This window comes from Streptomyces sp. NPDC059224 (assembly GCF_042754285.1).
Taxonomy (GTDB): domain Bacteria; phylum Actinomycetota; class Actinomycetes; order Streptomycetales; family Streptomycetaceae; genus Streptomyces.
In genome coordinates this window covers 1-26,083 of record NZ_JBHZAN010000024.1, presented here as the reverse complement: position 1 = coordinate 26,083, position 26,083 = coordinate 1, and the positions used below count along the sequence as shown (strand labels likewise).

At 71.2% G+C, this 26,083-nt stretch carries 19 protein-coding genes; 6 read left to right on the top strand and 13 right to left on the bottom strand.

Annotation, left to right across the window (positions count from 1 at the left end; genetic code table 11):
- Nucleotides 1–20 precede the first annotated feature (20 nt).
- Complete coding sequence (locus ACFXI4_RS26195; protein WP_384995250.1) at nt 21–3,032, bottom strand: glycoside hydrolase family 3 N-terminal domain-containing protein; 3,012 nt, start codon at nt 3,030–3,032, stop codon at nt 21–23.
- Between the two features lie 127 nt (nt 3,033–3,159).
- On the opposite strand from ACFXI4_RS26195, the gene ACFXI4_RS26190 reads away from it, so the two are divergent.
- On the top strand, nt 3,160–5,025 hold the full coding sequence (locus ACFXI4_RS26190) for a ricin-type beta-trefoil lectin domain protein (protein WP_384995248.1): 1,866 nt from the start codon (nt 3,160–3,162) through the stop codon (nt 5,023–5,025).
- A gap of 77 nt (nt 5,026–5,102) precedes the next feature.
- Here ACFXI4_RS26190 and cimA read toward each other — a convergent pair whose 3' ends face one another.
- The 6 genes from cimA to ureA all read right to left on the bottom strand — a co-directional run bounded on the left by cimA (nt 5,103) and on the right by ureA (nt 12,449).
- On the bottom strand, nt 5,103–6,713 hold the full coding sequence (gene cimA, locus ACFXI4_RS26185) for a citramalate synthase (protein ID WP_384995245.1): 1,611 nt from the start codon (nt 6,711–6,713) through the stop codon (nt 5,103–5,105).
- Between the two features lie 284 nt (nt 6,714–6,997).
- A complete protein-coding gene (locus ACFXI4_RS26180; RefSeq protein ID WP_362720982.1) occupies nt 6,998–8,299 on the bottom strand; it encodes an MFS transporter in 1,302 nt (433 codons plus the stop codon).
- Nucleotides 8,300–8,328: 29 nt separating this feature from the next.
- Complete coding sequence (locus ACFXI4_RS26175; RefSeq protein ID WP_384995243.1) at nt 8,329–8,928, bottom strand: TetR/AcrR family transcriptional regulator; 600 nt, start codon at nt 8,926–8,928, stop codon at nt 8,329–8,331.
- An 18-nt stretch (nt 8,929–8,946) separates the two neighbouring features.
- Nucleotides 8,947–9,984, bottom strand: a complete 1,038-nt coding sequence (locus ACFXI4_RS26170; protein ID WP_384995240.1) for an agmatine/peptidylarginine deiminase — start codon at nt 9,982–9,984, stop codon at nt 8,947–8,949.
- Between the two features lie 39 nt (nt 9,985–10,023).
- Nucleotides 10,024–11,736 carry an urease subunit alpha gene (locus ACFXI4_RS26165; RefSeq protein ID WP_384995238.1) on the bottom strand — a complete coding sequence of 571 codons (1,713 nt, stop codon included), beginning with the start codon at nt 11,734–11,736 and terminating at the stop codon, nt 10,024–10,026.
- Nucleotides 11,733–12,449 carry an urease subunit gamma gene (gene ureA, locus ACFXI4_RS26160; protein WP_384995236.1) on the bottom strand — a complete coding sequence of 239 codons (717 nt, stop codon included), beginning with the start codon at nt 12,447–12,449 and terminating at the stop codon, nt 11,733–11,735. The genes ACFXI4_RS26165 and ureA overlap by 4 nt, the downstream gene beginning before the upstream one ends.
- A 154-nt stretch (nt 12,450–12,603) precedes the next feature.
- Here ureA and ACFXI4_RS26155 point away from each other — a divergent pair, with 154 nt between their 5' ends.
- Complete coding sequence (locus ACFXI4_RS26155; protein ID WP_384995233.1) at nt 12,604–14,052, top strand: cytosine permease; 1,449 nt, start codon at nt 12,604–12,606, stop codon at nt 14,050–14,052.
- Between the two features lie 254 nt (nt 14,053–14,306).
- Here ACFXI4_RS26155 and ACFXI4_RS26150 read toward each other — a convergent pair whose 3' ends face one another.
- The gene (locus ACFXI4_RS26150) at nt 14,307–15,395 is read right to left on the bottom strand and encodes a branched-chain amino acid aminotransferase (protein WP_384995231.1); all 1,089 of its coding nucleotides are present in this window, start codon (nt 15,393–15,395) and stop codon (nt 14,307–14,309) included.
- A 250-nt stretch (nt 15,396–15,645) separates the two neighbouring features.
- Nucleotides 15,646–16,689: a 3-isopropylmalate dehydrogenase gene (locus tag ACFXI4_RS26145; protein ID WP_384995228.1), complete on the bottom strand. Its 1,044-nt coding sequence runs from the start codon at nt 16,687–16,689 to the stop codon at nt 15,646–15,648.
- A gap of 130 nt (nt 16,690–16,819) precedes the next feature.
- Here ACFXI4_RS26145 and ACFXI4_RS26140 point away from each other — a divergent pair, with 130 nt between their 5' ends.
- Nucleotides 16,820–18,367 (top strand): purple acid phosphatase family protein, encoded by a 1,548-nt coding sequence (locus ACFXI4_RS26140; RefSeq protein WP_384995226.1) that lies wholly within the window; start codon nt 16,820–16,822, stop codon nt 18,365–18,367.
- Nucleotides 18,368–18,504: 137 nt separating this feature from the next.
- On the opposite strand, the gene ACFXI4_RS26135 is transcribed toward ACFXI4_RS26140, so the two are convergent.
- The 3 genes from ACFXI4_RS26135 to ACFXI4_RS26125 form a co-directional block, all read right to left on the bottom strand.
- Entirely contained in the window at nt 18,505–18,636 is a 132-nt protein-coding gene (locus tag ACFXI4_RS26135) for a hypothetical protein (protein WP_089098576.1), read from the bottom strand.
- Between the two features lie 388 nt (nt 18,637–19,024).
- On the bottom strand, nt 19,025–20,656 hold the full coding sequence (gene pruA, locus ACFXI4_RS26130; RefSeq protein WP_384995223.1) for an L-glutamate gamma-semialdehyde dehydrogenase: 1,632 nt from the start codon (nt 20,654–20,656) through the stop codon (nt 19,025–19,027).
- Nucleotides 20,657–20,738: 82 nt separating this feature from the next.
- Nucleotides 20,739–21,719, bottom strand: a complete 981-nt coding sequence (locus tag ACFXI4_RS26125) for a proline dehydrogenase family protein (protein WP_384995221.1) — start codon at nt 21,717–21,719, stop codon at nt 20,739–20,741.
- Between the two features lie 181 nt (nt 21,720–21,900).
- Here ACFXI4_RS26125 and ACFXI4_RS26120 point away from each other — a divergent pair, with 181 nt between their 5' ends.
- Nucleotides 21,901–23,157 (top strand): PucR family transcriptional regulator, encoded by a 1,257-nt coding sequence (locus ACFXI4_RS26120; RefSeq protein ID WP_384995218.1) that lies wholly within the window; start codon nt 21,901–21,903, stop codon nt 23,155–23,157.
- A 58-nt stretch (nt 23,158–23,215) separates the two neighbouring features.
- The gene (locus ACFXI4_RS26115) at nt 23,216–23,785 is read left to right on the top strand and encodes a hypothetical protein (RefSeq protein ID WP_384995215.1); all 570 of its coding nucleotides are present in this window, start codon (nt 23,216–23,218) and stop codon (nt 23,783–23,785) included.
- A 7-nt stretch (nt 23,786–23,792) separates the two neighbouring features.
- On the opposite strand, the gene ACFXI4_RS26110 is transcribed toward ACFXI4_RS26115, so the two are convergent.
- A complete protein-coding gene (locus tag ACFXI4_RS26110) occupies nt 23,793–24,368 on the bottom strand; it encodes a TetR/AcrR family transcriptional regulator (protein WP_362731138.1) in 576 nt (191 codons plus the stop codon).
- Nucleotides 24,369–24,466: 98 nt separating this feature from the next.
- Here ACFXI4_RS26110 and ACFXI4_RS26105 point away from each other — a divergent pair, with 98 nt between their 5' ends.
- Nucleotides 24,467–25,996 (top strand): MFS transporter, encoded by a 1,530-nt coding sequence (locus ACFXI4_RS26105; RefSeq protein WP_384995212.1) that lies wholly within the window; start codon nt 24,467–24,469, stop codon nt 25,994–25,996.
- Nucleotides 25,997–26,083: the final 87 nt, after the last annotated feature.

The window sequence follows — 26,083 nt, the reverse complement described above, 5'->3', positions numbered from 1 at the left end:
CTCCCATAACCAGTCATTTCTTATGCTGCTTCGTACGCCTCCCTCAGCTTCTCCACCGCCGCCGCGTACCTGCCGGTCAGCAGCAGGTGGTCGGCGTCGGCGAAGGGCTTCGAGACCGCCGCCGTGATCGACTGCCCGATCTCGGCCTGCACCAGCAGCCGCGCCTTGGTGACCAGCTTCCGGCCGGCTGCGTCCGCGCCCGTCCGTTCCGCGGCCTTCGCCGCGACGCCGAGCGACCGCAGGGTGGCCTCGCCGCCCTTCGACGGCTTGGTCAGGGTCGTCAGGCCCCAGCCGTAGGGGTACTGCGGGTCGTACGTGGCGTCGCCGACGTTGATCGGCAGCTGGGCCTCGGACTTCGGCCAGGTGACCGGCAGCTGGCCGGTGAACGCCTTCTTCCCGTAGAGCACGTCGGCCACGCCGTCGCCCTCGGTGCCCGGCAGCCAGGACGCCACCAGGGCGTCGATCTCGCCGAGCCGGTCGCCGATCAGCTGCGGGCGCCCGGAGACGATCAGCACCGCGCACTTCATGGCCGCGCACACCTTGTCCACGGCGGCCTGATCCGCCGGGGTCAGGGCCAGGTCGTTGCCGTTGCCGACGTCCCCGACGCCCTCGGCGTAGGGGGTCTCGCCGACGACGACCACACCGACGTCGTAGCCGCTGGTCGGTGCCGAGGCGTCCTTGGAGTAGGTGACGTCTCCCCCCGCGTTCCTCATGCCCTGGAGGACGGTCGTGCCCGTGGTGTGGGTACCGGACTGGCCCTGCCAGGTGATGGTCCAGCCGCCGGTCTGGTTGCCCAGGTCGTCGGCGTTGGACCCGGCGACGTACACCCTCTGCGACTTCCTCAGGGGCAGGACCCCGCCGGAGTTCTTCAGCAGGACCTGCGACTCGGCGGCCGCCTGCCGCGCCACCGCCCGGTGCTTGGCGGAGCCGATCTTGGAGGCGCCGCTGGTGTCGGCGTACGGGTGCTCGAACAGCCCCAGCTTGACCTTCTGGGTGAGGATCCGGGAGACGGCGTCGTCGATCCGCTTCACGCTGACCCGGCCGGCGTTCACCTCGTCGGTCAGGGTCCTGGTGAAGTCCTGGTAGCTGTAGGGGACCATCATCATGTCGACGCCCGCGTTGACGGCCGTGCCGACATGGGCCGGATAGTCGCCGGGGAGCTGGTCGATGGCGTTCCAGTCGCTGATCACGAAGCCGTCGAAGCCCATCCGGCCCTTGAGCACACCGTTGATCATGTCGGCGCGGGCGTGCATCTTCACCGGACCGAGGCCGTCGCCCGCGATGTCGAGCGAGGAGTACGACGGCATGACCGTGCCGATGCCGCGGTCGACCGCGGTCTGGTACGGCGCGAGGTGGACGGCCTCCAACTGCTGCCGGGTGACCTTGGTGACGCCCTGGTCGATCGTGTACGAACCGGTCGTGGAGGAGCCGTACTCGGTGCCGCCGTCGCCGACGAAGTGCTTCGCGGTGGCCAGGACCTTGTCGTCGTCCTTGAGGTCCCGTCCGTCCGCACGCCCCTGGAGGCCCTGGATCATGGTCTCCATGGACTTCACCAGGGCGGGGTCCTCACCGAAGGACTCGTAGGAGCGGCCCCAGCGCTCGTCGCGGGTGACACAGAGGCAGGGGGCGAAGTCCCACGGGACGCCGGTGGCACGGACCTCCGCGGCGGTCACCGCGCCGGTGTCCTCGGCGAGGGCGGCATCGCGGGTCGCGCCGATGCCGATGTTGTGCGGCATGATCGTGGCGCCGGCCAGGTTGTTGTGACCGTGCACCGCGTCCACGCCGTAGATCAGCGGGATCTGGAACCTGGTCGCCTGCGCGCGCAGCTGGAAGCCGTCGATCATCTTCGCCCAGGCCTCGGCGGTGTTGGGCGTGGGGGTCGAGCCGCCGCCGGAGAGCAGCGAGCCGAGGTCGTAGGCGGCGACGTCACCGCCGGTGCCCACCGCGCCGCGCTCGGCCTGGGTCATCTGGCCGACCTTCTCGGCCAGGGACATCCGGGAGAGCAGGTCGGCGACCCGCTTCTTCACGGGCAACTTGCTGTCCAGATAGGGGAGTCCGTGTGCGTCGACGACGACCTGCGGGGTCTCGGCGGGGGCCTTGGCGCCGGTGACGGTGAGCTTCAGCGGGATGGTCTCGGCCGATTCGGCGGACCGGTCGTCCAGTGTGCGCACCCTGACGGTCTGCGTGGCGCCGGAGACCGTGCCGGCCGGGAAGGTGAGGGTGCCGGAGACCGGGGAGTAGTCCTTGCCGGAGGTGGCGGTGCCACCGGCTGTCTCGTAGGAGACCGTGACCGGCTCGTCCAGCGGGGCGGAGCCGGTGGTGCCCACGGAGACCTTCACCGTGGCCGTGCGGCCCTCCCGCACCGGGTAGACGGCCGCGTCCGTGGAGACGGAGGCGCGCAGGGACTGGTCGGCCTTGCCGTACAACTCCACGTCGTCCATGGCGAAGTGACCCTGGAGCCCGACCGGGAGGGTGAGCGCGTAGCCCCACATCCGGTCCAGGCCGAGGACGTGGTCGATGCCGCCGACGGGCTGGTAGTCCGTGCGGTAGACGAAGTCGGTGAAGGGGATCTCGATCTGCTTCCAGCCGGTGAAGTCGTCGGTGAAGGACGTCGTCCACAGCTCGGAGGCCTCGCCGTCGGCGCCGCCGTCCTTGATCTCGAACGCGATCTTCTTGCCGTTGTCCTGGCCGTCCCACCAGAAGCGGATGCCCTTGTGGGCGGACCAGTCGTGGGCGGGTTCGGTGGCGGCGAAGTCATGGGTGAAGCCGCCGTACCCGCTGATGCCGTAGGTCCCGGAGAGCACCTTGGCACCCTCGGGGGCGTCGGCCCGGTCGGCGAGCTGGAGGGCGGGCGGGTCGTCGCTGTCGCCTCCCCAGGTGAAGATGCCCTCGGCGGGCTGGGAGGCGAAGGGGACCTCGCCCTCGAAGCGGTCGACGGGAGTGGGTGCGGGGTCGTCGGCGGCGCGGGCCGCCGACAGGGGCATCAGGGCTGCGAGTAGGGCGGTGGACACGAGCAGGGCGGCTCTTGGCATAGACCTTCCCTCGACTCTCTGGTTCACTCGGGGCTCTCACAGTTCACTCATGGCTTAGATCACGACGTGAGTTAACTAACGGCTCGCACCCCCGTCAAGACGTCCCGTCAGGAAGGGCGATGTGTCCATGAGAACCACCCCCCACACGGTCCGGCTGCTCTTGGCCGGACTGCTCACCGTGGCCGGCCTCAGCGCGGTCGTGCCGTCCGCGCACGCGGCCGGTGAGCAGGTCACGGCGTACCTCACCACCACCGACGACTCCGGCGGCCGCCACGTCACCCGCGGTCTCCAGGCGCAGACGCCGTTCGCGTTCCAGTCCGGGAGCGGCGGCAGCGGCGAGAACATCACCGTCGACGAGAACACCCGCTACCAGACCTTCACCGGTGGCGGCGCGTCCTTCACCGACACCGCGGCCTGGCTGATGAACAGCAGCGGGGCGCTGTCCCCGGCCACCCGGGACGCCACCATGAAGAAGCTGTTCTCCCCCACGGACGGGATCGGGCTGTCGTTCCTGCGCAATCCGATGGGCGCCTCGGACCTGGCACGGTACGGGTACACGTACGACGACATACCCGCCGGGCAGACCGACCCGAACCTCAACAGCTTCTCCCTCTCCCACGACCTCGCGGACGTCGTCCCGCTCACCAAGCAGGCGCTCCAGCTGAACCCCTCTCTGACTGTCATGGCCTCGCCATGGACGGCGCCGGCCTGGATGAAGGACAGCGGCTCGCTCAACGGGGGCTGGCTGAAGTCGGAGGACTACGGGGCCTACGCCTCGTACTTCGTGAAGTACCTCCAGGCCTACCAGGCGCAGGGCGTGAAGGTCTCCTACGTCACCCCGCAGAACGAGCCGACCTGTTGCTCCGGCTATCCGTCGATGAGCTGGAACGCCTCGGGCCTGCAGTACTTCCTGGGGAGCGAGCTGCTGCCGAAGCTCCAGGCCGCCGGGCTCTCCACCAAGGTCCTGGCGCACGACTGGAACTGGGACGTGTACGACTCCTACGCGGCCGCGAGCGTCGACGACGCGGCGATCCGCAACCACCCGAACTTCGGCGGGATCGCCTGGCACGGGTACGGCGGCGACATCAACAAGCAGACCACCGTGCACAACCAGTACCCGGACCTCGACGCCTTCGGCACCGAGCACTCCGGCGGCACCTGGATCGCCAACCAGCAGCGCGAGGACATGAACAACATCATCGACTACACCCGCAACTGGGCGAAGTCGGTGACCAAGTGGTCGCTGGCCGTGGACCAGAACATGGGCCCGCACAACGGCGGCTGCGGCACCTGCACCGGGCTGATCACCGTGCACAACGGGGACGGCGCGAGCGGGACCGTCGACTACACGGTCGAGTACTACACGATGGGACACCTGACCAAGTTCGTCCGGCCGGGCGCGCAGCGGATCGCCTCCACCGCGTCCACCGCCGTGCCGAACGTGGCCTGGCGCAACCCGGACGGCTCCAAGGCGCTGATCGCCTACAACGACGCCTCCGCGGCCAAGACCGTCACCGTCAACTGGGGTGGCCAGCACGCCACCTACTCGCTGCCCGGCAAGACCTCGGCGACCTTCACCTGGTCCGGCACCCAGTCGGGCGGCGGCGGCCAGAGCGGCGCCTTCGTGGGGCTCGCGAGCAAGTGCCTGGACGTGGCAGGCGGTTCGAGCGCCAACGGCACGGCCGTGCAGCTCTACGACTGCAACGGCTCCACCGCCCAGCAGTGGACCGTGCAGTCCGACGGCTCGGTCCGCGCGCTCGGCAAGTGCCTCGACGTGACCTCGGCCTCCACGGCGAACGGCGCGAAGGTGCAGTTGTACGACTGCAACGGCACCGGCGCGCAGCAGTGGTCGTACAACGCCGCCACGGGTGACGTGGTGAACGCGGCGGCCGACAAGTGCCTGGATGTCACGGACAACTCGTCCGCGAACGGGGCCCGCGCCCAGATCTGGACGTGCACGGGCGCCGCGAACCAGAAGTGGCGCCTGCAATAGAGGTACGGCCGGTAGGGCGGTGCCGCGGAACGAGCCGGGGGCTGTGAGCCCAGCCCCCGGCTTTCCCGCTGCCGCCGCTACTCCGCCGGCTCCACGCCCGCCCGCAGCAGACCGTAGGTGTACGCGTCCTCCAGGGCCTGCCAGGAGGCGGCGATGACGTTCTCCGCGACGCCCACCGTCGACCACTCACCGGTGCCGTCGGACGTGGAGATCAGGACCCGGGTCGTGGACTGGGTGCCGTGCTTGCCCTCCAGGATGCGGACCTTGTAGTCGACCAGGTCGAGCTTGGCCAGCTGGGGGTAGATCTTTTCGAGGCCGACGCGCAGCGCCCGGTCCAGGGCGTTGACCGGTCCGTTGCCCTCCGCAGTGGCGACGATCCGCTCGCTCTTGGCCCAGAGCTTGACCGTGGCCTCGTTGGCGTGGGTGCCGTCGGGGCGGTCCTCGACGATGGCCCGCCAGGACTCGACGCGGAAGTAGCTGCGCCGCCTGCCCTCCACCTCGGCACGCAGCAGGAGTTCGAAGGAGGCGTCGGCGGCCTCGAAGGTGTAGCCCTTGAGCTCGTACTCCTTCACCCGCTCCACCACCCGGCCGACCAGTTCGCGGTCGCCCCCGAGGTCGATGCCGAGTTCCTTGCCCTTGAGCTCGACGGAGGCGCGGCCCGCCATGTCGGAGACCAGCATGCGCATGGTGTTGCCGACCCGTTCGGGGTCGATGTGCTGGTACAGGTCCGGGTCGACCTTGATCGCGGAGGCGTGCAGGCCGGCCTTGTGCGCGAAGGCCGAGACACCGACGTAGGGCTGGTGGGTGGAGGGCGTGAGGTTGACGACCTCGGCGATCGCGTGGGAGATGCGGGTCATCTCGCGCAGCCGGCCGTCGGGGAGGACCTTCTGGCCGTACTTCAGCTCCAGGGCGGCGACCACCGGGAAGAGGTTGGCGTTGCCGACGCGCTCGCCGTAGCCGTTGGCCGTGCACTGGACGTGGGTGGCGCCGGCGTCGACGGCGGCGAGGGTGTTGGCGACCGCGCAGCCGGTGTCGTCCTGGGCGTGGATGCCGAGCCGGGCGCCGGTGTCGGCCAGGACGGTGGAGACCACGGCGTTGACCTGGGCGGGGAGCATGCCGCCGTTGGTGTCGCAGAGGATGACCACGTCGGCACCCGCCTCGGAGGCGGCCCGCACGACCGCCTTCGCGTACTCGGGGTCGGCGCGGTAGCCGTCGAAGAAGTGCTCGCAGTCGACGAAGACCCGGCGGCCCTGGTCCTTCAGGAAGGACACCGTGTCGCGGACCATCTCCAGGTTCTCGTCCAGGGTGGTGCGCAGCGCCAGTTCGACATGGCGGTCGTGCGACTTGGCGACCAGGGTGATCACCGGGGCTCCGGACTCCAGCAATGCCCTGACCTGGGGGTCCTCCGACGCCTTGGCGTTCGCCCGGCGGGTGGCGCCGAAGGCGACCAGTTGGGCGTGCTTGAAGTCGATCTCCTGCCGGGCGCGGGCGAAGAACTCGGTGTCCCGGGGGTTGGCGCCCGGCCAGCCGCCCTCGATGAAGCCCACGCCGAAGTCGTCCAGGTGCCGTGCGATGGCCAGCTTGTCCGCGACGGTGAGGTTGATGCCCTCGCGCTGCGCACCGTCGCGCAGCGTGGTGTCGAAGACGTGGAACGAGTCGTCCAGCTCGCCGGTTGCCGTCTCGGTCATGGTCTCTAGGCTCCTGATGTCGAATCTCGGTCGTACCGGAATGACCGGCTCCACCGTCCCTCCATGGTCCCTCGCGCTGGCCTTCCGGCTGAAGGTGGGCCGGAAAACGAAAAAACCCCTCGCGGGTGCGAGAGGTCTGCGCGCGGGTCGAGGACGACGATGGCCACCCGTACCTGGTCGTACGTGGTGGTCACTGCGGACCGGCGCGCCTGCTGCCAATAATCATGGCGAACGAGAGCACGGGGGAAGTCTGGCACAACCCCGCCCCGGGCTCACCGACCGTCTCAGGATGCGGTCGTCACGGTGGATGGCTCCCGGGACCTCATCCGGGCCAGATCCAGGTCCTTCGTCTCCCGCATGGTGACGTACACCACCAGGGATACGGCGGCACAGCCCGCCACGTACCAGAAGAAGCCGGACTCGATCCCGGCGTTCTTGAACCACAGGGCGACGTACTCCGCCGTTCCGCCGAACAGGGCGTTGGCGAGGGCGTAGGGCAGGGCCACGCCCAGGGCACGGACACCGGTCGGGAAGAGCTCGGCCTTCACGCAGGCGTTGATCGAGGTGTAGCCGGTGACCACGACGAGGGCGAGGAGGGAGAGGCCGAGGGCGGGCCAGTATCCGTTCGCGTGTTTGAGGAGGGACAGGACCGGCACGGTGAGGACGGTGGAACCGACCGCGAAGGTGATCAGCAGCGGGCGGCGGCCGATGCGGTCGGAGAGGGCGCCGGCGAGCGGCTGGAGGCAGGCGAAGACGGTCAGCGCGGTGAAGGAGACCAGGGTCGCGGTCTCCTTGGACAGGCCCGCGGAGTTGGAGAGGTACTTCGTGAGGTAGGTCGTGTACGTGTAGTAGGCGACCGTGCCGCCCATGGTCAGCGCGACGACCAGGAACGCCTCCCGCCGGTGCTGCCACAGCGCGCGCAGGGTGCCGCGCTCGGCGGTGTCCGAGGCGTCCTGCGCGTAGACCTCGGTCTCCAGCATGGTCCGGCGCAGATAGAAGACCACGGCGGCACCGAGCGCGCCGACGACGAAGGGGATGCGCCAGCCGTAGTCGTGCAGCGCCGCGTCGGACAGGGTGTGCTGAAGGATGATCAGCAGGCCGAGGCCGGCGATCTGGCCGAGAGTCATCGACACGTACTGGAAGCTGGAGGCGAAGCCGCGCCGGCGCGGGTCGGCGGCCTCGGTGAGGTAGGTGGCGCTGGCCGCGTACTCACCGCCCACCGAAAGGCCCTGCAGCAGGCGGGCGACGAGCAGGACGAAGGCTCCGCCGTAGCCGGCCACGCCGTAGGTCGGGGCGACGGCGATCAGCAGCGCGGACACCGACATGAGGGTGACGGTGAGGGTCAGAGCGGCCTTACGGCCGCTGCGGTCGCCGACCCGGCCGAGGAGCCACCCGCCCACCGGGCGCATGAAGAACCCGACGGCGAAGATGCCGGCGGTGTTCATCAGCTGAGCGGTGGGATCGCCGCTGGGAAAGAACGCCCCCGCGAAGTACGTGGCGAAGCTCGCGTACACGAACCAGTCGAACCACTCGACCATGTTGCCCGCCGAACCGACCCAGATCTTCTTCCAGTGATGTCGTCCCATGGGCCCTACCTGCCCGGGACGGCGGGATGTCACCTGTCCGCGAGGAGATCCGCGTCCAGGAACTCGCGCACATGGCCGAGAACCTGCGCCCGGTCCGTGCCGCGCAGGCCGATCGCCACGTGGATGGAGAAGCCGTCGAGCAGGGAACGCAGCCGTGCGGCGAACCGGTCGGGATCCACGCGCCGGAACTCGCCGCGTGAGATGCCCTCCGCGAGCAGCGCCACCAGGTCGCGGTGCCAGGCGCCCTCGATGGCGGCCTGGCGGTCGCGGGCCGCCTCGTCGGCGTTCTGCGAGCGGTTCCAGACCTCCAGCCAGAGCGTCCAGTGCGGGTCACGGTGACCGACGGGCACGTACAGGTCGACGTAGGCGTCCAGGCGCTCGCCGGCGGTGCCGCGGCCGGTGAGCAGCCGGCCGCGCTCGGCGCCCAGCCGGCCCTCGCTCCACTCCAGGGTCTGCAGCAGCAGTTCGTCCTTGGAGCGGAAGTAGTAGAGGAGATGGCCGCTGCTCATGCCGACCTGGTGGCCGAGCGCCGCCATGGTGAGCTTCTCCAGACCGCGATCGGCGATCATGTCCATGGCCGCGGCGAGTACGTCCTCGCGGGGCGGGGCCTGTCTGCGCCCACCGGCCATGTGCTGCTCCTCGTCGTACTAGATCCTCGGCTGCTGCTGGGTGATGCAGTGGATGCCGCCACCGCCGGAGAAGATCGTACGGGCGTCCACCAGGGTGACCGTCCGCTCGGGGAAGAGCCGGCGGAAGATCCCGGCGGCCACCTCGTCGCCCGGGTCGTCGAAGCCGCAGAGCACGACCCCGCCGTTGCAGAGGTAGTGGTTGATGTAGGAGTAGTCGGCCCAGTGGCCGTCGGCCTCCAGGACGGTCGGGGCCGGGACCTCGACGACCTCCAGTGCCCGGCCGCGCGCGTCGGTCTGGGACCTGAGCAGGCCGATGACCTCCCGGGTCACCTCGTGGTCGGGGTGCGCCGGGTCCGGCTGGTGGTGGGCGACGACCACACCCGGGCGGGCGAAGGCGGCGACGATGTCGACGTGCCCGAGGGTGCCGAAGCCGTAGGGGGGGTAGTCGCCGGTGAGACCGCGGGGCAGCCATACGGCCTTGCGGGTGCCGAGCATCGCGTGGATCTCCGCCTCGACCTCCTCCCGGGTCCGGTCCGGGTTCCGCTCGGGGCCCAGCTGCACGGTCTCGGTCAGCAGCACGGTGCCCTCTCCGTCGACGTGGATCGCACCGCCCTCGTTCACCAGCTTCGAGGCGTACGTCTTGGCGCCCGCGAGGTCCGAGACGTACGCGGCGATCTTCGCGTCGTGCTCCCAGCGGGCCCAGTGCTGGGCTCCCCAGCCGTTGAACGTCCAGTCCACGGCGGCCAGTTCACGCCCGTTGCTGAGGAACGTGGGCCCGATGTCCCGCATCCAGGCGTCGTCCAGCTCGCGCTCCACGGTGTCGACGCCCGGGCCGAGCAGGGTCTGGGCGTCCGCCGACTGGCCCGGGCCGCACACCACCGTCACCGGTTCGAAGCGCAGGATCGCGCGGGCCACCGAGGCCCAGGCCATCCGGGAGGCGCGCAGGTCGTCCGGGTCGTCGAAGGTGGGGTTGGGGCCCGGCCACGCCATCCAGGTGCGCTCGTGCGGGGTCCACTCGGCGGGCATCCGGAAGCCGTCGGAGGCGGGAGTGCTCATGCGCGGGTCCATGTGGGGGTCCTTCACAGGCTGTGGCATCTAGAGGAAGTAGAGGCGGTTGAGGGAGACGGAGTCGGCAGGCTCCGAGCGCAGCGGCTCGCCGTCGAGGGTGACCAGCCCGGTGCGCTGGTCCACGTCGACCGCTCCGGTACGGGAGTTGCGCCACAGGTCGGCGGGGCCGATGCCACGGGTGCCGCGGACCGCGACCCGGCGGCGCCGGGTGGGCATCGTGTCGTTGCCCTGGTCGAGGGCCGCCTGGGCGACGAAGGCCACCGAGATCTCCGCGGGGGTCGCTCCGTGGGCCCCGAACTGCGGTCCCAGGACGAGGGGTTCGCAGGTGTCGGTGGCCGCGTTCGGGTCGCCGGTCACGCCGTACGCCGGGAAGCCGGACTTGAGGACCAGCTGCGGCTTGGCCCCGAAGTACTCGGGCGACCACAGGACGATGTCGGCCAGCTTGCCGACCTCGATGGAGCCGACCTCGTGCGCGAGGCCGTGGGCGATCGCCGGGTTGATGGTCAGCTTGGCCATGTACCGCAGCACGCGCTCGTTGTCGTGGCCGTCGTCGGGCGCGCCCAGCTCGGCCTTCATCTTGCCGGCCATGGCGAAGGTGCGGCGGACGGTCTCCCCGGCCCGGCCCATGCCCTGCGCGTCGGACGAGGTGATGCCGATCGCGCCCAGGTCGTGCAGCACGTCCTCGGCGCCCATGGTCCCGGCGCGGATGCGGTCGCGGGCCATGGCGGCGTCGCCGGGCAGGTCGGTCTTCAGGTCGTGGACGGAGACGATCATCCCGTAGTGCTCGGCGACCGCGTCCCGGCCGAAGGGCAGGGTGGGGTTGGTGGAGGAGCCGATGACGTGGGGGACACCGGCCATCTTCAGGACGTTGGGCACGTGTCCGCCGCCGCAGCCCTCGATGTGGAAGGCGTGGATGGTGCGGCCCTCCAGCACCCTGAGGGTGTCCTCCACCGACAGGCACTCGTTCAGTCCGTCGCTGTGCAGGGCCACCTGGACGTCGTGTTCCTCGGCGACGCGCAGGGCCGTGTCCAGCGCCCGGGTGTGGGCGCCCATGTCCTCGTGCACCTTGAAGCCGGAGGCGCCGCCCTCGGCCAGCGCCTCGACCAGCGGGGCCGCGTGCGAGGACGAACCCCGCCCGAGGAAGCCGATGTTGACCGGCCAGGCGTCGAAGGCGCCGAACGCGTGCTTCAGCGCCCAGGGCGAGTTGACGCCGACGCCCCACACCGGGCCGAACTCCTGCCCGATGATCGTGGTCACGCCGGAGGCCAGCGAGGCCTCCATGATGCGCGGCGACAACAGGTGCACGTGGGTGTCGACGGCCCCGGCGGTGGCGATCAGGCCCTCGCCGGAGACGATCGAGGTGCCGGTGCCGACCACGACGTCGACGCCGTCGAGGGTGTCGGGGTTCCCGGCCCGTCCGATCGCGCGGATCCGCCCCTCGCGGATGCCGATGGACACCTTCCGGATGCCCTGCACGGCGTCGATGACGACGACGTTGCTGATGACGACGTCGCAGGTCTCGCGGACCGCGGCGGCCTTCAGGTGCAGTCCGTCGCGGGCGGTCTTGCCGAAGCCGGCCAGGAACTCGTCGCCGTGGCGCTGGGAGTCGTCCTCCACGCGGATCACCAGCCCCGAGTCCCCGAGGCGGATCCGGTCGCCGGCACGGGGGCCGTGGGTGGCCGCGTACTCGTACGGCGTGAGGCGGCGGGCCTCGGCCGGGTGGCCTCCGGGACGGCTCATCGGCCTGCCTCCTCGTCGCGGATGCCGTGAACGGCGCCGGTACCCAGGTAGCCGCAGGCGGCCGCGCGGCGCAGCGCCTCCTCGCGGGCGCCGGGCGCGTCCAGCGGCCCGTCGACCAGCCCGGCGAAGCCGATGGCGACGCGGGCGCCGCCGATCGGCACCAGGCCGACCTCCAGCGACTCCCCCGGCCCGAAGCGGACGGAGGACCCGGCGGGTACGGCGAGCCGCAGGCCGTAGGCGGCGGCGCGGTCGAAGTCGAGGCGCGGATTGGTCTCGAAGAAGTGGAAGTGGGAGGTGACGGAGACGGGGACGGTCGCGGTGTTGGTCACGGTCAGCCGCAGGACCGCCTCCGGGTCGGTGTGGCCGGGACCCGGGAGCAGTGCGCCCGGCCCCGCCTCGCCCCGCCCGCCGCCCCCGATCGGGTCGGTGACCACCGCGAGCCGTGAGCCGTCGTCGAAGACGGCCTCGACGTGCACCTCGGTGACGACGTCGGCGACGCCGGGCAGCACGTCGGCCGGGCCGAGGACGGAGCGGGCGGCCTCGACGGCCTCGGCGAGCCGCCTGCCGTCCCGGGCCGCCTCGCAGACGGTGTCCGCGATCAGCGCGGTGGCCTCCGGCACGTTGAGCCTGAGGCCCCGGGCGCGGCGGGCCCGGGCCAGCTCGGCGGCTCCGAAGAGCAGCAGCCGGTCGCGTTCCGTGGGGGTCAGTCGCACGTCCCGGTACCTCCTTCGCTTCCTCTTGGCATGCCCGGCTTGGAGCAACACTCTAAACGCACCGTTGCGAGAAGGGAACCATTGACATCAACATCAAGGTCACCCACATTGAACGTCGCTCTAACTCTCGGGCGGCCGTCGAAGGAGACCAGCCATGCCGATCGAACAGCGCGGAGTCGACACCATCCCGGACGGTGAACGCACCAGCGGTCCCAAGGACCTGGTCTCGATCCTGCTCGGCTCCAACCTCTGCCTCGGCGTGATCATCTTCGGCTGGCTGCCGCCGTCCTTCGGGCTCGGCTGGTGGGCGTCGGTGAGCGCGATCGTGGCGGGCACGGTGGCCGGCACGGCGTTCACGGCTCCGCTGGCCCTGGTCTCACTGCGTACCGGCACCAACCTGTCCACCTCCTCCGGCGCCCAGTTCGGGGTGCGCGGGCGGCTGGTCGGCTCGGTGGTGGGCCTGCTGCTGGCCCTCGGCTACACCGCGCTGACCGTGTGGATCGGCGGCGACGTGACGGTGGGCGTGCTGAACCGGCTGTTCGGGCTGCCGGCCGACGGGGTGTCGTACGCCGTGGTCTACGGGGTGCTCGCGGCGGCGACCGTGGCGGGCGCGGTCTACGGCTACCGGGTCCTGCTCGCCATGTCCAAGGTGCTCGCCGTCGGCATGACCGCCCTGCTGATCCTCGGGATCATCGCGTACGCGCCGCACTTCACCACCTCGCCGCTGCCGGACGCGGGCGGCTGTCTGCTCGGCGGCTTCTGGCCGACGTGGTGCCTGGCGGCGGTCGCGGCGGGGCTCTCCGGGCCGGTCGCCTTCGTCACCCTGCTCGGCGACTACACCCGCTACATCTCCCCCGCCCGCCACTCCTCCCGCCGGGTCCTGCACGGGACCTGGCTGGGGCTGCTCCTGGGCCTGCTGGTGCCGCAGCTGTTCGGCACCTTCACCGCGTACGCGGCGCGGTCGGCGACGGACTACGCGGGCCCGCTGGTGTCCGCCTCCCCCGCCTGGTACCTGATCCCGCTCCTGCTCTCCGCCTCGGCGGGCTCGGTCGGCAACGCGGGCCTGATGCTGTACTCGATGGGCCTGGACCTGGACGCGATCCTGCCCCGCGCGTCCCGGGCCCGCGCCACCTGCACGGTCGCGATCGTCGCCACGGCCTGCGTCTTCGTCGGCCACTACGCCTGGAACGCGCAGTCCGCGATGACGTCCTTCGTGCTCCTGCTGACGTCGATCGGCACCCCCTGGGCGGTCATCACCCTGATCGGCTTCCGCCGCTGCCGCGGGGTCTACGACGCCGACGCGCTCCAGGTCTTCAACCGCCGGTCACACGGCGGGATCTACTGGTACCGGGCCGGCTGGAACGTCCGGGCCACCTTCTCCTGGGCCGTGGGCGCGGGCGTGGGCCTGCTGGCGGTCTCCCTCCCGTCGTACGAGGGACCGCTGCTGTCGCTGACCGGCGGCGTGGACTGCAGCTTCCTGCTGTCGGGCCTGGTGGGCGGCGCGCTCTACCTGCTGCTGCCCGCACGCACGGCCGGCCCGACCCGGCCGGCCGCCGAGGACGACGCCCGCGCGGCGGCGCGTCCCAGCCCCACCGGCGTCTGAGACCGGGCCCGTCCGTCCCGTGGCACCGAACCGGCGACCGGCACCCGGCCGCCGCGCCGGTCGCACCGGACCCCGGGCCCGCCGGCGACCTGCTCGCCCCGCACACCGGCCGGCGTCGAGGCAGTCCGGGGGCAGGGCCGCGCCCGGCCGGTGCCGGGGTGCGGCATCGCGTCTGCGTCCGGGGTGTCCCGCCACCCGCCGGCGCACCTCCCCCGCGGGGGAGACGGCGCGTGGCGCGCGGACGGCCGGACCGGTCAGCCGAGCTCGTGCATCCAGCCGTGCTTGTCGACAACCTTGCCGCGCTGGATGTCGAGAAGGGCCTCACGGAGCTTCATGGTCACCTCGCCCGGCTCACCGCCCGACTGCAGCCACTCGGCGCCGCTGCGCTTGACCGTGCCGACCGGGGTGATGACGGCCGCCGTGCCGCAGGCGAAGACCTCGGTGAGGGTGCCGTTCTCCGCGTCGCGCTGCCACTGCTCGATGGAGACCCGCGCCTCCTCGGACTCGTAGCCGAGGTCGCGGGCGACGGTGAGGAGGGAGTCACGCGTGACACCCTCGAGGATCGAGCCGCTGAGGGTCGGCGTGACGATCTTGTCTCCGTACACGAAGTACAGGTTCATGCCGCCCAGTTCCTCGACCCACTTGTGCTCGACCGCGTCGAGGTAGCAGACCTGGTCGCAGCCCTGGGCGGCGGCCTCGGCCTGGGCGAGCAGGGAGGCCGCGTAGTTGCCGCCGGTCTTGGCGTCGCCCATGCCGCCGGGGACGGCGCGCACCCGGTCCTCGGAGGCCCAGATGGAGACCGGCCGGACCCCGCCCGGGAAGTAGGCGCCGGCCGGGGAGGCGATGACCAGGAAGAGGTACTCGTTGGCCGGCTTGACGCCCAGACCGACCTCAGTGGCGATCATGAAGGGGCGCAGGTAGAGGGACTCCTCGCCGCCGTGGGCCGGAACCCAGTCCTTGTCCTGCTGGACGAGCAGGTCACAGGCCTCGATGAAGGTCTCCACCGGCAGTTCGGGCATGGCGAGGCGGCGGGCGGAGCGCTGGAAGCGCTTGGCGTTCTGGTCGGGACGGAAGGTGGCCACCGAGCCGTCCGGGCGGCGGTAGGCCTTCAGTCCCTCGAAGATCTCCTGGGCGTAGTGCAGGACGTTGGTGGCCGGGTCGAGGGGGATCGGCGCGTACGGAACGAGCTGGCCGTCGTGCCAGCCACGGCCCTCGGTCCACTTGATCATCACCATGTGGTCGGTGAAGTGGCGGCCGAATCCGGGGTTGGCGAGGATCGCCTCGCGCTCGGCGGCGGCGAGCGGATGCGCGGACGGCTTGAGCTCGATCGTGGGCGTCGTCATGAGTGGTAATCCTTCACCGGTTGTAGTGATGGGCCGCGCTCACGCCCGTACGCCGGTGTCCACTGGTAGGACGTCCGAGCATTCCCTCGTACCGCGGCTCCGCGTTCGATTATCGCGCGGGGGCCGGGGCGGAAGGAATCAGGGTGAAAGCGGACCCGGGGTTGATGGTGGCACCCGGCGGCAGACATGGGGAAGCCGCCGGGCGCTTGTGCGACCCGGCGGCTTCGAAGTGGTTCGGCGGCGCGGCGGGTCAGCCGGCTACTCGTACGGCGAGGGCGTCGCCGATCTCCGAGGTGGAGCGGGCGGGCCTGCCCTGGCGTTCGGTGAGGTCGGCGGTGACCGCCTCCTCGATCCGGGCGGCCTCCGCGTCGTAGCCGAGGTGACGCAGCAGCAGGGCGACGGACAGCACGGTGGCCGTGGGGTCGGCCTTGCCCTGGCCCGCGATGTCCGGCGCGGAACCGTGGACCGGCTCGAACATCGAGGGGAACTCGCGGGAGGGGTTGATGTTCCCGCTCGCGGCGACGCCGATCCCGCCGGAGACGGCCGCGGCGAGGTCGGTGATGATGTCGCCGAAGAGGTTGTCGGTGACGATCACGTCGAAGCGGGCCGGATCGGTGACCAGGTAGATGGTCGCCGCGTCGACGTGGATGTAGTCCGTGGTGACGTCGGGGAACTCCCCGGCCACCTTGTTGAAGACGTTCGTCCACAGGTGCCCGGCGAAGGTCAGCACGTTGTTCTTGTGGACCAGCGTGAGCTTCTTGCGCGGGCGGGCCTGGGCGCGGGCGAAGGCGTCCCGGACGACCCGCTCCACACCGTAGGCCGTGTTGACGGACACCTCGGTGGCGACCTCGTGCTCGGTGCCCTTGCGGATGGTGCCGCCGTTGCCGGTGTACGGGCCCTCGGTGCCCTCGCGGACCACGACGAAGTCGATCTGCGGGTCGCCGGCCAGCGGAGTGGCGACACCCGGGAGGAGCTTCGACGGACGCAGGTTGACGTGGTGGTCGAAGGCGAAGCGGAGCTTGAGCAGGAAGCCGCGCTCCAGGACACCGGAGGGGACGCTGGGGTCGCCGATCGCGCCCAGCAGGATGACGTCGTGCTTCTTCAGCGCGTCGAGGTCGGCGTCCGTGAGGGTCTCACCGGTGGCGTGATAACGCTGGGCACCGAAGTCGTACTCCTTGGTCTCCAGCTTCACGTCCTCGGGGAGGACGGCGGAGAGGACCTTGAGGCCTTCGGCCACGACTTCCTGCCCGATGCCGTCACCGGGGATCACTGCGAGATCGATGCTGCGAGACATGTCGGCACCCTACTCCCCGTCCCATGGGATGACACACGGTGTCCGCCATCCGGACACCGCGGGTCGTCGCGCAGCCTGGCGTTCACCCGTACGTGTGGCTGGTGTTGGCCGTCGCTGGCACGTTGTTCCCATGGACCTTCCCGACTTCGGCATTCCGCCGCGGCTCGCCGCCCGGATGAGCACGGCCGAGCAGTACGCGTACCTGCGCGGCCGCCTGGTGAGCCGCCGCGCGCTGGTGACGGCGGGCACGATGGCGGGTGCCGGCCTGGTCACCGGGTGCGCGACGAAGTCGGCGACCCCGGCGCCGGACACCTCGGCGGTGCGCGGGGCGGCCGTCGTGCCGTTCGGCCGCCATCTCGCCTTCGGCGCCGACCCGAGGACGCGGATGCGGATCTCCTGGCAGGTGCCGTTCGCGGTGAAGAAGCCGTTCGTGCGGATCGGCACGCGCCCGGACGATCTGGGCCGGCGCGTCGCCGCGGAGATCCGGCACCTGCACACGCCCGGGATGCGGGGGGTGCGGCCGGTGGTCGAGCAGTACTACGTCCACGCGGCCCTGGACGGCCTGACCCCGGGGACGACGTACTACTACGGCGTCGGCCACGACGGCTGGGACCCGGCCGCCCCCGGCCACCGCTCCTCCATCGCCCCCTTCCGGACCGCGCCCGCGAGTCCGGAGCGGTTCGTGTTCACTGCCTTCGGCGACCAGGGCGTCAGCCAGGCCGGAAAGGCCGCCGACAACGCGCTGCTGAAGCAGGACCCGGCCTTTCACCTCCACGCGGGTGACATCTGCTACGCGGACGGCAACGGCTCCGGCCGTACCTCCGACGGCTACGACGCCCGCGAGTGGGACCGGTTCCTGCGGCAGAACGACCCGGTGGCACGCTCGGTCCCCTGGATGGTGACGACCGGCAACCACGACATGGAGGCCTGGTACTCCCCCGACGGCTACGGCGGCCAGTACGCCCGCTTCGCCCTGCCCGACAACGGCTTCGACCCGCGCGGGGCGCCGGGCGTGTACTCCTTCACCTACGGCAACGTCGGCTTCGTGGCGCTGGACGCCAACGACGTGTCGTACGAGATCCCCGCCAACCTCGGTTACAGCGGCGGCCGGCAGACGAAGTGGCTGGAGGAGAGGCTGAAGCAGCTGCGGACCACGCCGGACGTCGACTTCGTGGTCGTCTTCTTCCACCACTGCGCGTACTCGACGTCCTCGCACGCCTCCGACGGCGGGATCCGGGCCGCCTGGCTGCCGCTGTTCACCAGATACCAGGTGGACCTGGTCGTCAACGGGCACAACCACGTCTACGAGCGCACCGACGCGGTGAAGGGCGGCGGGGTCGGGCGCGCGGTCCCGGTCGGCGGCTCGACCGACCCGACGCGGGACGGGATCGTGTACGTCACCGCGGGCGGCGGTGGGCGTGACCTGTACTCGTTCCCGTCCGGCGTCAAGGACAGCTACGAGGGGCACGTCACCCGGCACGGCGCGGTGCGCAGCTTCCACTGGGCCGAGGGGCAGCACAACGTGGCGGAGACCGTGGAGTGGTCGCGGGTGCGGTACACCGGCTTCTCGTTCCTCAAGGTCGAGGCGGAGGCGGGTACCACCCCGAGGCTGAGGGTGTCCGCGCTGGCGCAGAGCGGTGCGCGGATCGACCACTTCGAGATACGCCGCGGCGGCTGACCCCGGCGGGCCGGTACCGCGCCGTCCGCGCGGGCACGCCCCGGAGTACGGCACGGCGTCCCGGCCGCGCCGTACTCCGTGCGGATACGGCTCCCGTACAAGGGCGTTACACGTGTTACCGGCGGTCCCGGGTGGGATCAGTGGCCGGTCTCGCCGCCGTTGTCACGGCGGTCGAGGGCGCGCTGGAGTGCGGCGGCGGCGTTCTTGCGCTCGGACTCGCTGGTCCGGGACACGTGGCGGACGCGGCGGCGGACGGTCGTCTCGGCCATGGGAATCGACTCCTTCGGCATACACAGGGAGTACGGCAATGGGGGGTTGCGAGACGCCGGAAGGGGCGGGGAGCGGTGCCGCAGGGGTTGCCTGCACGGGGCCCGGCTCACGACCGCCATTCGCTTGATCGAGCGAGACGTTCGGCTCCTACAAAAATAGGGGAGCGGCCCGCTTCTGTCTGCACAATTACTCGGACTTCCTACTATCTGAGACGGCGGAGCGGGTGACACCGCTCTGAGCTGCCCCTTCGTGCGTTCGGGGGGTCACCCGAACGAGCCGTCAGGCCGGGGTGCCGTACGGGACGGCCGGGCCGCCCGCGCATGGGAACGGGCCGGGAAGCCTGCTCGTGGGTCAGGCTTCCCGGCCCGTGCTCGGGTGGGCTGCGGGTCAGCCCATGTGCGGGTAGGAGTAGTCGGTCGGGGCGACCAGGGTCTCCTTGATCGCGCGGGTCAGCGTCCAGCGCAGCAGGTTCTGCGGGGCGCCGGCCTTGTCGTTGGTGCCGGAGGCACGGCCGCCGCCGAAGGGCTGCTGGCCGACGACGGCACCGGTCGACTTGTCGTTGATGTAGAAGTTGCCGGCCGCGTAGCGCAGCTTCTCCATCGTGTACGCCGCCGCCGCGCGGTCGCCGGCGATGACCGAGCCGGTGAGCGCGTACTCGGACACCGACTCCATCTGGGTCAGCATCTCGTCGTAGCTGTCGTCCTCGTAGACGTGCACGGCGAGGAACGGACCGAAGTACTCGGTGCGGAAGACCTCGTTGTCCGGGTCGGAGCACTCGACGACGGTCGGGCGGACGAAGTAGCCGACCGAGTCGTCGTAGGAGCCGCCCGCGACGATGGTGCAGGTCGGGTCCTCCTTGGCGCGGTCGATCGCGGCCTTGTTCTTGGCGAAGGCACGGTCGTCGATCACGGCGCCGATGAAGTTCGACAGGTCGGTGACGTCACCCATGGTGAGGTGCTCGATCTCGGCGGCGAACTCCTCCTTGAAGCCGGAGTTCCAGATGGACGCCGGGATGTACGCGCGGGAGGTCGCCGAGCACTTCTGGCCCTGGTACTCGAAGGCGCCACGGGTCAGCGCGGTCTTGAGCACCGCGCGGTCGGCCGACGGGTGGGCGACCACGAAGTCCTTGCCGCCGGTCTCGCCGACCAGACGCGGGTAGGTGCGGTACTTCTCGATGTTGTTGCCGACCGTCTTCCACAGGTGCTGGAAGGTCTTGGTGGAGCCGGTGAAGTGGACGCCGGCGAGGTCGCGGTGGACCAGGGCGACCTCGGAGACCTCGATGCCGTCACCGGTGACGAGGTTGATGACGCCCTTGGGCAGCCCGGCCTCCTCCAGCAGCTGCATGAGCAGCACGGCGGCGTGGGTCTGGGTCGGGGACGGCTTCCAGACCACCACGTTGCCCATGAGGGCGGGGGCGGTGGGCAGGTTGGCCGCGATCGCCGAGAAGTTGAAGGGGGTGATCGCGTAGACGAAGCCCTCCAGCGGGCGGTGGTCCATGCGGTTCCACACGCCCGGGGAGTTGGCCGGGGGCTGCTCGGCCAGGATCTGGCGGGCGTAGTGGACGTTGAAGCGCCAGAAGTCGACGAGCTCGCAGGGGCTGTCGATCTCGGCCTGCTGGGCGGTCTTGGACTGGCCGAGCATGGTGGAGGCGGCGATGGTCTCGCGCCACGGGCCGGAGAGCAACTCGGCGGCGCGCAGGATGATCGCCGCGCGGTCGTCGAAGGACATCGCGCGCCAGGCCGGCGCGGCGGCCAGGGCCGCGTCGACGGCGTCCTGCGCGTCCTGCCGGGTGGCGTGCCGGCCGGTGCCGATGACGGCCTTGTGGTTGTGCGGCTGCACCACCTGGAACTGCTCGCCGCCGCCGAGCCGCTTCTCGCCGCCGATGGTCATCGGCAGCTCGATCGGGTTCTCGGCCAGCTCCTTGAGCTTGGCCTCCAGGCGGGCGCGCTCGGGTGAGCCGGGGGCGTAGCCGTGCACCGGCTCGTTGACGGGGGTGGGGACCTGGGTAACGGCGTCCATGAGATCCGTAGCTCCTTGTACGTGAGCGGGTGTGCCGGGAGGGGGTGGGAGTAAGGCGTGCGGCGGGCGGGAGGGGTTCGCCTCAGCCCTTGCTGAGCATGGAGCGGAGGAAGAAGCGCAGGTTCGCCGGCTTCTCCGCGAGCCGGCGCATGAAGTAGCCGTACCAGTCGGTGCCGTAGGCGGTGTAGACACGCATCCGGTGGCCCTCGGCGGCCAGCCGCAGGTGCTCGTCGCCGCGGATGCCGTACAGCATCTGGAACTCGTACTCGTTGGGCTTGCGCCCTGCGCGCCGGGCGAGTTCCTGCGCTATGGAGATGAGGCGCGGGTCGTGGGAGCCGACCATCGGGTACCCCTCGCCCTCCATGAGAGTCCCGAGGATCCGCACGTACGCCTTGTCGATCTCGTGCTTCTGCTGGTAGGCGACCTCGGCGGGCTCCTTGTAGGCGCCCTTGACCAGCCGGACCCGGCTGCCGGCCGCGGCCAGGCGGCGGGCGTCGGCCTCGGTACGGAAGAGGTAGGCCTGGATGACGCAGCCGGTCTGCGGGAAGTCCTTCCGCAGTTCCTCGTGGATGGCGAACATCGAGTCGAGGGTGGTGTGGTCCTCGGCGTCGAGGGTCACGGTGGTGCCGATGGCGGCGGCGGCCTCGACGACCGGGCGGACGTTGGCGAGGGCCAGCTCGTGGCCGCCGTGGAATGCAGGTGCGGGCCCGGAGGGCCCTTCGAGCAGGGTGGTGGTGGGCGACGGGAGGGCCTGGCCGAACATCGACAGCTTCACCGACATCTCGACGCGTTCGCCGAGACCGAGGTCCCGCAGCCGGTCGATCAGCGCCAGGTACGCGTCCCGGGCGGCGGTGGCCTGCTCCGGGGTGGTGATGTCCTCGCCGACGACGTCCATGGTCAGCTCCAGGCCGCGGCCGGTGAGCTGCTCGATGATCGGGACGATGTCGTCGACCGACTCACCGGGGATGAAGCGGTCGACGACCTGCTTCGTCACCGGGGCAGCCGAGATGAGACGACGCATCCGGTCGCTGCGCGACGCGGCGAGAATCACGGGACCCAGCACGGGGCACCTCCACAACACATGCCAGAACGGCCGCGATCCGACGAGGTGGATACGGCACGGAGAACCACCGTGAAAGTTAGAGATCCCTCCGATCGTGAGCCATCGACAGCTGTCACGCATCCGTGCCGCCGATCTCAGACAGATGTATGAAGGCACTGGGGAATTGCGGGAGAATGCCCGGGTGACGTCGGAATTCAAGGGTGACTACCAGGAGCTGGTCGACGAGATCTCCGAGCTGCTGGGCGTCCCGGCGACCCTGGAGAACCGCGACTTCGAGCTGCTCGCCTTCGGGGCGTACGACAGCGAGGGCGACCTCGATCCCTCGGCGCTGGACCCGGTCCGGACCCGCTCGATCCTGACCCGGCGCTCCACGGCGGCGGTCCGCACCTGGTTCGAGGGGTTCGGCATCACCCGGGCGACCGGACCGGTCCGCATCCCGCCGACGCCTGAGGCGGGGGTGTACCGGGGAAGGATCTGCCTGCCGGTACGCCATCGGGGTGTGGTCCTCGGCTATGTGTGGCTGCTGGACGACGATCCGGGTCCGACCGACGCCCAGCTGGCCGCCGCCATGGGGGTGGCGGGGCGGATCGGCGCCCTGCTCGCCGACGAGGCGCAGGCGGGAGCGGGCCTGGGCCGGGAGCTGCGGGCGGTGCTGGTCGCGGAGCACGGCTGGCAGCGGGACATGGCGGTGGCGGAGTTCCGTACCGCCCTCGGCGTCCGCGCGGACGGTCCGCACACGATGGTCTGCGTCGCCCCCTGGCCGTCCGCCGACCCGGACGACGCCCCGTCCCCGCGCACGGTCCCGCACGCCACCGCCCTGTGCACGCTGCCGTGGGGGACCGCGGGCCACTGCCTCGCCGTCCTGGTCCGGCTGCGCAGCACGGACACGGCCACCCCCGCCCTGACGGCCGCCACGCGTCTGCTCAGGGAGGCGGAGGAGGCCCGGCCGGCCCCGGTGCGCGGGGCCGGGGCGCGCCCGGCCGCCGCCGTCACCGCGGGGTTCACCGGCACGGCCGCGGCAGCACAGGGCCGCGCCGCCGGGGTGGGCGAGGCCCGGACGGGCCTCGCGGACCTGGGCACGGTCTGGCAGGAGGCCGCGGCCGCCACCCGCGCCGCGCTGGCCGAGCCGCGGTTCGGGCCGGTCGCCGAGTGGGCGCGCATCGGCCCCTACCGGCTGCTGACCACGCTGCCGGTAGGGGCCTCGCACGATCCCGCGGTGGCCGCCCTGCTCACCCCGGCCCACCGCGAACTGGCCCGTACCGCCGAGGCGTACCTGGACTGCGCGGGCCAGGCGGGCCGCACGGCCGGGGCCCTCGGCATCCACCGGCAGACCCTGTACTACCGGCTGTCCCGCGTGGAACAGCTCACCGGCCTCGACCTGGACGACGGGGAGGACCGGCTGCTGCTGCACATGGCGTTGAAGAGGGCGCGGCTGTAGTCGCTGGTCGGCGTATGCTCAGCCTGCTGGTACGTCCGGCTGTCAACGGGGGTCTGACATGGGTGACTTCACGAGAACCACCGCGGCGACGGCGCAGGACGTCCCGGGGGACGCGGCCGGCCGGCGCGGCCGGGGCCGTCGGCCGGCCCGGGCGGCGGCCGCCCTGCTCGCCCTCGCCGTACTGGCGGGCGGGGCCGTGTGGCTGCTGCGGGACGAGCTGTTCCACCCCTTCGGCGACGACCGGGCCTGCTCCGGCAGCGACCAGCGGCTGCCCGGCACGATCAGCGCCGGCGGTACCCGGATCCCCGCCGACGCCTCCGACGTGCACTACTACGTCCACAACGGCAGCGCCGCGCTCACCTTCGAGAGCGGCCTGCTCGCGGACTACCTGCGCAGCGCGGGCCTCGTCCCACGGGACGGGGAGCTGTTCGCCGAGACGTACGGCACCAGGGGCGTCGCCGGCGAGGGATTCGCCCTCCCGGCGGGGCTGTGCGGCACCGCCCTGCGGGACCCGGTCTTCACCTACCGGACCGTGAACGGCGTCGGCGTCACCGTCGAACGCTCACCGCTGTTCGGCGACTCCCTCCGCTTCCCGGCCCGCGCGGTGATCACCTACCCCGTCGGCTGACGGCCGGTCAGGCGCGGGTCGCGGCCTCGACGATCCGGCGCAGGCCGTCGGTGAGCGCCTCGCCGTCGGGTGCGGTCTTCGGGTCGAAGGTCCAGCGCGCGATGAGGCCGGACATCAGCGTCATGTAGAACTGGCCGAGGGTGTCGGCGGTCTCGTCGGACACCTGCTCCTCCGGTACCCCCATCAGCAGTGCGGTCAGCCCCCGGCCGCCCTCGCGCTGGGACCGCGCCAACTGGTCCCGCACCTCGGGCATCTGGTCGCCCATCACCATGATCTCCATGCCGAGCCGCCACATCGAGCCGGGCTCGCGCATGCTGTCGACGATGTTCGACCACACCTCACGGAACCGCTCCAGGGAGCCGGGCGCGCCGGTGAGCCCGCCGTCGCCGCCCTCGAAGGACATCTCCTCCACCAGCGCGATGTAGGCCTGCGCGAGCAGCGCGTCCTTGGAACCGTAGTGGTAGCCGATCGAGGCGAGGTTGGTCCCCGACTCCTTGACGATGTCGCGCGCCGTCGTCCGCGCGAACCCCTTCTCCAGCAGGCAGCGCTTGGCGCCTTCCAGCAGATCCTCACGGTGTCCCATGCGGGCCACCCTACCCCGGGATCCATACAACCGTCCCAGACAGATGACTTATACAATCGTTCTAGACAGTCGTTTAAGACGCCCGTACATTCCTTGGCATGACGAACCCGACGAGCACGACCACGAGCACGACCACGAGCACAGCCGAGACCGACTACCGTGCGGGTCGCCGCGAATGGACCGCACTCGGGGTGCTGATGCTGCCGCTGCTCCTTGTCTCCATGGACGTCTCGGTCCTGTACTTCGCGCTTCCGGCGATCGGCGCCGACCTCCGCCCGAGCGGCACCCAGCAGCTGTGGATCCTGGACATCTACGGCTTCGTCCTGGCCGGTCTGCTGATGACGACGGGCGCTCTCGGCGACCGCATCGGCCGCCGGCGGCTGCTGCTGATCGGCGCCACGGCCTTCGGCGGCGCCTCGCTGCTCGCCGCGTACGCCGACAGCGCCGGGACCCTGATCGCCGCCCGTGCGCTCCTCGGCATCGGCGGCGCGACCCTGATGCCGTCCACGATGGCCCTGCTGCGGACGATGTTCACCGACCCCGGGCAGCGGGCGAAGGCGATCGGCCTGTGGTCCGGTGTGATGACGGGCGGCATCGCGCTCGGCTCGGTGATGAGCGGGATCCTCGTGGAGCACTTCTGGTGGGGCTCGGTCTTCCTGGTCAACCTGCCCGCGATGGTGCTGCTGCTGGTGCTCGGCCCGATCCTGCTCCCCGAGTCCAGGAACCCCTCCCCCGGCCGCTTCGACTGGCTGAGCGTCCCGCTCTCGATGGCCGCCGTGCTCCCGGTGGTCTACGGCGTGAAGGAGATCCCCTCAGAGGGCTGGCGCCCGCTGTACGTCGTCTCGGTCACCGTCGGCCTGCTCTTCGCCGCGCTCTTCGTCCGGCGCCAGCGCACCGGCGCCTCCCCGCTGATCCCGCCGGGCCTGCTGAAGGGGCACGGCTTCACCCCGGCACTGGTCCTGACCCTCGTCGCCTCGCTCGCCATGATGGGATCGGCGATCTACACCACGCAGTACCTGCAGGCGGTGCTCGGCAAGAGCCCTCTGGAGGCCGCGCTGTGGAGCCTGCTGCCCTCGGTCTTCATCGGGGCCGCCGGTCCGCTCACGGCACAGCTGGTCCAGCGGGGCGTCGACCGGGGCTACGTCGTCGCCGGCGGCTTCACGGCCATGGCGGCCGGGTTCGTCCTGCTCGCCCTCGTCGGCACCGACTCGCTGTGGCTGGTGCTGGCCGGGGCCGGCGTCCTGGCCTGCGGGATGGTCGCGATCATGTCCCAGTTGACCGACCTCGCGATGACCAGTGCGCCGGTGGAACAGGCGGGCACCGCCTCCTCGCTGCTGGAGACCGGCACGGAGTTCGGCGGGGCGCTCGGCATGGCGGTGCTGGGGTCGGTCGGTACGGCGGTCTACCGTCACGAGATGCCGGCCACGGCTCCGGCGGCGGCCCGCGAGACGCTGGGCGGCGCGCTGGCCACGGCGGGCCGGCTGCCGGGGCCCACGGGAGACGCCCTGCTGCACACCGCGCGGGAGGCGTTCACCAGCGGCATGCAGGGAGCGGCGATCACCGGGGCGCTGCTGCTGGTGCCTGCGGCGGCGGGGGCGGCGGTGACGCTGCGCAGGATCGGCAAGTAGCCGAAGACACGGGTGCGGGGCGGGCCGAGAGTCTCTCCCCCCCCCCCCCAAACCCTGACACAGGGGTGATACCAGGTTAACCCACAG

What these genes read in the sequence shown, in the direction of transcription:
- ACFXI4_RS26195 (WP_384995250.1), bottom strand. Translation starts at nt 3,032, where the DNA reads ATGCCAAGAGCCGCCCTGCTCGTGTCCACCGCCCTACTCGCAGCCCTG.
- ACFXI4_RS26190 (WP_384995248.1), top strand. Translation starts at nt 3,160, where the DNA reads ATGAGAACCACCCCCCACACGGTCCGGCTGCTCTTGGCCGGACTGCTC.
- cimA (WP_384995245.1), bottom strand. Translation starts at nt 6,713, where the DNA reads ATGACCGAGACGGCAACCGGCGAGCTGGACGACTCGTTCCACGTCTTC.
- ACFXI4_RS26180 (WP_362720982.1), bottom strand. Translation starts at nt 8,299, where the DNA reads ATGGGACGACATCACTGGAAGAAGATCTGGGTCGGTTCGGCGGGCAAC.
- ACFXI4_RS26175 (WP_384995243.1), bottom strand. Translation starts at nt 8,928, where the DNA reads ATGGCCGGTGGGCGCAGACAGGCCCCGCCCCGCGAGGACGTACTCGCC.
- ACFXI4_RS26170 (WP_384995240.1), bottom strand. Translation starts at nt 9,984, where the DNA reads ATGAGCACTCCCGCCTCCGACGGCTTCCGGATGCCCGCCGAGTGGACC.
- ACFXI4_RS26165 (WP_384995238.1), bottom strand. Translation starts at nt 11,736, where the DNA reads ATGAGCCGTCCCGGAGGCCACCCGGCCGAGGCCCGCCGCCTCACGCCG.
- ACFXI4_RS26155 (WP_384995233.1), top strand. Translation starts at nt 12,604, where the DNA reads ATGCCGATCGAACAGCGCGGAGTCGACACCATCCCGGACGGTGAACGC.
- ACFXI4_RS26150 (WP_384995231.1), bottom strand. Translation starts at nt 15,395, where the DNA reads ATGACGACGCCCACGATCGAGCTCAAGCCGTCCGCGCATCCGCTCGCC.
- ACFXI4_RS26145 (WP_384995228.1), bottom strand. Translation starts at nt 16,689, where the DNA reads ATGTCTCGCAGCATCGATCTCGCAGTGATCCCCGGTGACGGCATCGGG.
- ACFXI4_RS26140 (WP_384995226.1), top strand. Translation starts at nt 16,820, where the DNA reads ATGGACCTTCCCGACTTCGGCATTCCGCCGCGGCTCGCCGCCCGGATG.
- ACFXI4_RS26135 (WP_089098576.1), bottom strand. Translation starts at nt 18,636, where the DNA reads ATGGCCGAGACGACCGTCCGCCGCCGCGTCCGCCACGTGTCCCGGACC.
- pruA (WP_384995223.1), bottom strand. Translation starts at nt 20,656, where the DNA reads ATGGACGCCGTTACCCAGGTCCCCACCCCCGTCAACGAGCCGGTGCAC.
- ACFXI4_RS26115 (WP_384995215.1), top strand. Translation starts at nt 23,216, where the DNA reads ATGGGTGACTTCACGAGAACCACCGCGGCGACGGCGCAGGACGTCCCG.
- ACFXI4_RS26110 (WP_362731138.1), bottom strand. Translation starts at nt 24,368, where the DNA reads ATGGGACACCGTGAGGATCTGCTGGAAGGCGCCAAGCGCTGCCTGCTG.
- ACFXI4_RS26105 (WP_384995212.1), top strand. Translation starts at nt 24,467, where the DNA reads ATGACGAACCCGACGAGCACGACCACGAGCACGACCACGAGCACAGCC.